The sequence below is a fragment of the Dietzia sp. UBA5065 genome (assembly GCA_002415925.1).
Classification (GTDB): Bacteria; Actinomycetota; Actinomycetes; order Mycobacteriales; family Mycobacteriaceae; genus Dietzia.
Map to the genome: position 1 here is coordinate 13,768 of DIAZ01000105.1, position 3,730 is coordinate 17,497.

Annotated in this window: 3 protein-coding genes; all 3 read left to right on the plus strand. The window is 73.0% G+C overall.

The genetic code is table 11. The features are described 5' to 3' along the window. A partial coding sequence (locus B4M60_RS08075) for an alpha/beta fold hydrolase (protein WP_291082058.1) occupies window positions 1–756 on the plus strand: 756 nt, incomplete at its 5' end. A 48-nt stretch (window positions 757–804) separates the two neighbouring features. Further along, window positions 805–1,698, plus strand: a complete 894-nt coding sequence (locus B4M60_RS08080; RefSeq protein WP_291082060.1) for a phosphoribosylaminoimidazolesuccinocarboxamide synthase — start codon at window positions 805–807, stop codon at window positions 1,696–1,698. Continuing rightward, a partial coding sequence (locus tag B4M60_RS08085) for a S9 family peptidase (RefSeq protein ID WP_291082063.1) occupies window positions 1,695–3,730 on the plus strand: 2,036 nt, incomplete at its 3' end. The genes B4M60_RS08080 and B4M60_RS08085, both read left to right, overlap by 4 nt.

Here is a 3,730-nt window from a genome sequence, read left to right on the forward strand (position 1 = left end):
CACTCCGGCCGCTACGGGCGGACCGTCCGGTTCCTGACCGACCGCGGCATCAGCGTGGTCAACTACGACCTCCGCGGGCACGGCACGGCACCCGGGCCGCGGGCCAGGGTCGCGATCGAGACGCACATCCGCGACAACCTGGCGGTCCGCGACGCCGTGCTGGAGTGGTGCAGGTCCCCCGAGGGGGGCGGGGCCGAGTCCCTCCCGCGGCTCCTGATGGGCCATTCGATGGGGGGCCTGATCGCCGGGGAGTCCGCGCTCCGGCGCCCGTGGGATCTGGCGGGCCTGATCCTGTCCTCGCCGGGCCTCGTCGTCGGAGAGGGCACCCCGGCGCCGCTCCGCGCGGCGGCCCCGATCATCGCCCGCCTCCTCCCGTTCCTCCCGGTGGAGAAGCTGGACCCGAACGAGATCTCCCGGGTCCCCGAGTACGTCGAGGACTACACCTCGGACCCCCTCGTCCATCACACGGGCGTCCCCGCCCTGGCCGCGGGCACGATGCTCGCCGGCGGGCTGCGGCTGATCGAGCGGTCCCGGACCCTGCGGTTGCCGACCCTCGTGCTCAACGGGTCGGCCGATTCCATCACCTCGCCCACGGGCGCCCGCCGGTTCGCCCAGGTGGCGGGGTCGGACCACGACCCGCGGCCGGAGGTCACCTACCGGGAGATCGAGGGCGGGAAGCACGAGCTGTTCAACGATCTGTGCGCGGACGAGGCCTACGCGGCGCTCGGGGAGTGGCTCGACGCCCGGTTGGGGTGATCCACCTCGTCCGACGGGTGCCGACCGGGGGCCGACTACGCTGGCCGCATGCGACCTGAGCTCTCCTCCTTCCGCCATCTCGCCGCCGGGAAGGTGCGCGAACTGTACGAGATCGACGGCGACACGCTGCTCATGGTGGCCACCGACAGGATCTCCGCCTACGACCACGTGCTGGACACGCCCATCCCCGACAAGGGCCGCGTGCTCACCGCGATGAGCGCGTATTTCTTCGACGCCCTCGACGTGCCCAACCACCTCGCCGGTCCGCTCGACGACGAGCGGATCCCCGCCGACGTGCTGGGCCGGGCGATGGTGGTGCGCCGGCTCGACATGGTCCCGGCGGAGTGCGTGGCCCGCGGGTACCTCACCGGCTCGGGGATGGTGGAGTACCGCGCGTCCGGGACCGTGTGCGGGATCGAGCTGCCGGGGGGGCTGGTCGAGGCCAGCCTGCTGCCCGAGCCGATCTTCACCCCGGCCACCAAGGCGGCGGTGGGCGACCACGACGAGAACATCTCCTTCGAGCAGCTGGTCGGGCTCGTCGGTGCCGGGCTCGCCGGGCGGCTGCGCGCCGCGACGCTGGACGTGTACTCCCGCGCCGCGGCGATGGCGGCCGCGCGCGGCGTGCTGCTGGCCGACACCAAGTTCGAGTTCGGGCTGGCCGGCGGGGAGCTCATCCTGGCCGACGAGGTGCTCACGCCGGACTCCTCGCGCTACTGGCCGGCGGACACCTACGAGGCCGGCCGCGTCCAACCGAGCTTCGACAAGCAGTTCGTGCGCGACTGGCTGACCGGGCCCGAGTCGGGCTGGGACAGGTCCTCGGACTCGCCGCCGCCCCCGCTGCCCGCCGAGGTGGTGGACGCGACCCGGGCCCGGTACATCGAGGCCTACGAGCGGATCTCCGGGCTGTCGTTCGCGGACTGGATCGGCGGCGGGTCCGCATGAGCGACGCGGTCACACCGGCCCCCGCCCCCCCGTCGGCCGAGCGCCGCCCCCACCGCCGCGAGCACCACGGCCGCGTGCTGGTGGACCACTACGAGTGGCTGCGCGACAAGGACGCCCCGGCGACCCGCGCGTACCTCGAGGCGGAGAACGCCTACACGGACGCCATGACGGCCGAGCTGAAGCCGCTCGAGGACGAGGTGTACGAGGAGATCCGGTCGCGGGTCAAGGAGACCGACATGTCGGTCCCGGTCCGGGCCGGCGGCTGGTGGTACTTCTCCCGCACCTCCGAGGGGCAGTCCTACGCGCGGCACTGCCGGGTCCCGGTGCCGCCCGAGTACGTCGCGGACGCCGACGCCCCGGCCGGCTGGGTGCCGCCGGAGGTCTCGCCCGGGGTCGAGCTGCCCGGGGAGCAGCTGCTGCTGGACGGCAACGCCGAGGCCGAGGGCCACGAGTACTTTGCGCTCGGCGCGTTCTCGGTGAGCCACGACGGCCGCGCTCTGGCCTGGGCCACCGACACCGAGGGCGACGAGCGCTACACGCTGCGCTTCCGGTCCCTGGACCCCGGCTACACCGCGCCGGACGAGGAGATCGCCGGCATCGCCGCCGGGGTGACGTGGTCCCGCGACGGACGCTTCATCTTCTACGTGACGGTCGACGACGCGTGGCGGCCGGACACCGTGTGGCGGCACCGCCTGGGGACCACCCGTGACCACGACGAGACGGTGTTCCACGAGCCCGACGAGTCCTACTGGATCGGGGTGGGCGAGACGCGCAGCGAGAAGTACCTGCAGATAGCGGCGGGGTCCAAGATCACCACCGAGGTCTGGTGCCTGGACTCCGCGGACCCGGAGGGCGAGTTCTGGTGCGTCCGCCCGCGCGAGGAGGGCGTCGAGTACGACGTCGAGCACGCGGTCGTCGGCGGCGAGGACCGCTTCCTCATCACCCACAACGCGGGGTCGCCGAACTCCGCCGTGGTGGAGGCCCCGGTCGGCCCGGTCGACCGCGACTTCCGCGAGCTGACCACGCTGGTGCCGCACCGCGACGACGTCCGGGTGGAGGGCGTCGACGCGTTCGCCCGGGTGCTGGTGCTGGGCTACCGGGAGGAGGCGCTGCCGCGGTTCGCGCTCATGCCCCTGGACCCGGCGTCCACGGCGGGCGCCGCGGCGTACGGGGAGTTCGCCCCGGTGGACTTCGACGAGGAGCTCTTCACGTCCGGGCCGGGGTCCAACCCGGAGTGGAACGCGCCGGTCCTGCGGTTCGGCTTCGGCTCCTTCGTCACCCCCGGCCGCGTGTACTCGCTCGACCTCGAGTCGGGGGAGCGGACCCTGCTGCGGGAGCAGGAGGTGCTCGGCGGCTACGACGCGGGCGGCTACGTGCAGCGCCGCGACTGGGCCACCGCGGAGGACGGCACGCGGGTCCCGATCTCGCTGGTGATGTCGGCCGACACCGCCGCCCGCGTGGACGCGGGGGAGCGGGTCCCGACGCTGCTCTACGGCTACGGTTCCTACGAGTCGAGCATCGACCCGGGCTTCTCCGTGGCCCGGCTCTCGCTCCTCGACCGCGGCATGGTCTACGCCGTGGCGCACGTCCGGGGCGGCGGCGAGATGGGCAGGCTCTGGTACGAGCAGGGTAAGAAGCTGTTCAAGCGGGCGACCTTCACCGACTTCGTCGCCTGCGCCCGGCACCTGGTGGACTCCGGCCTCACGGCGCCGGACCGGCTGGTGGCGGAGGGCGGCAGCGCCGGTGGCCTGCTCATGGGCGCGGTGGCCAACCTCGCCCCCGAGCTGTTCGCCGGGATCCAGGCGGTGGTGCCGTTCGTCGACCCGCTCACCTCGATCCTCATGCCGGAGCTCCCGCTCACGGTGATCGAGTGGGACGAGTGGGGCGACCCGCTGCACTCGGCGGAGGTCTACGACTACATGGCCTCCTACGCCCCCTACGAGAACGTCGAGGCCAAGGACTATCCCGCGATCCTCGCGATCACCTCGCTCAACGACACGAGGGTGCTCTACGTGGAGCCGGCCAAGTGGGT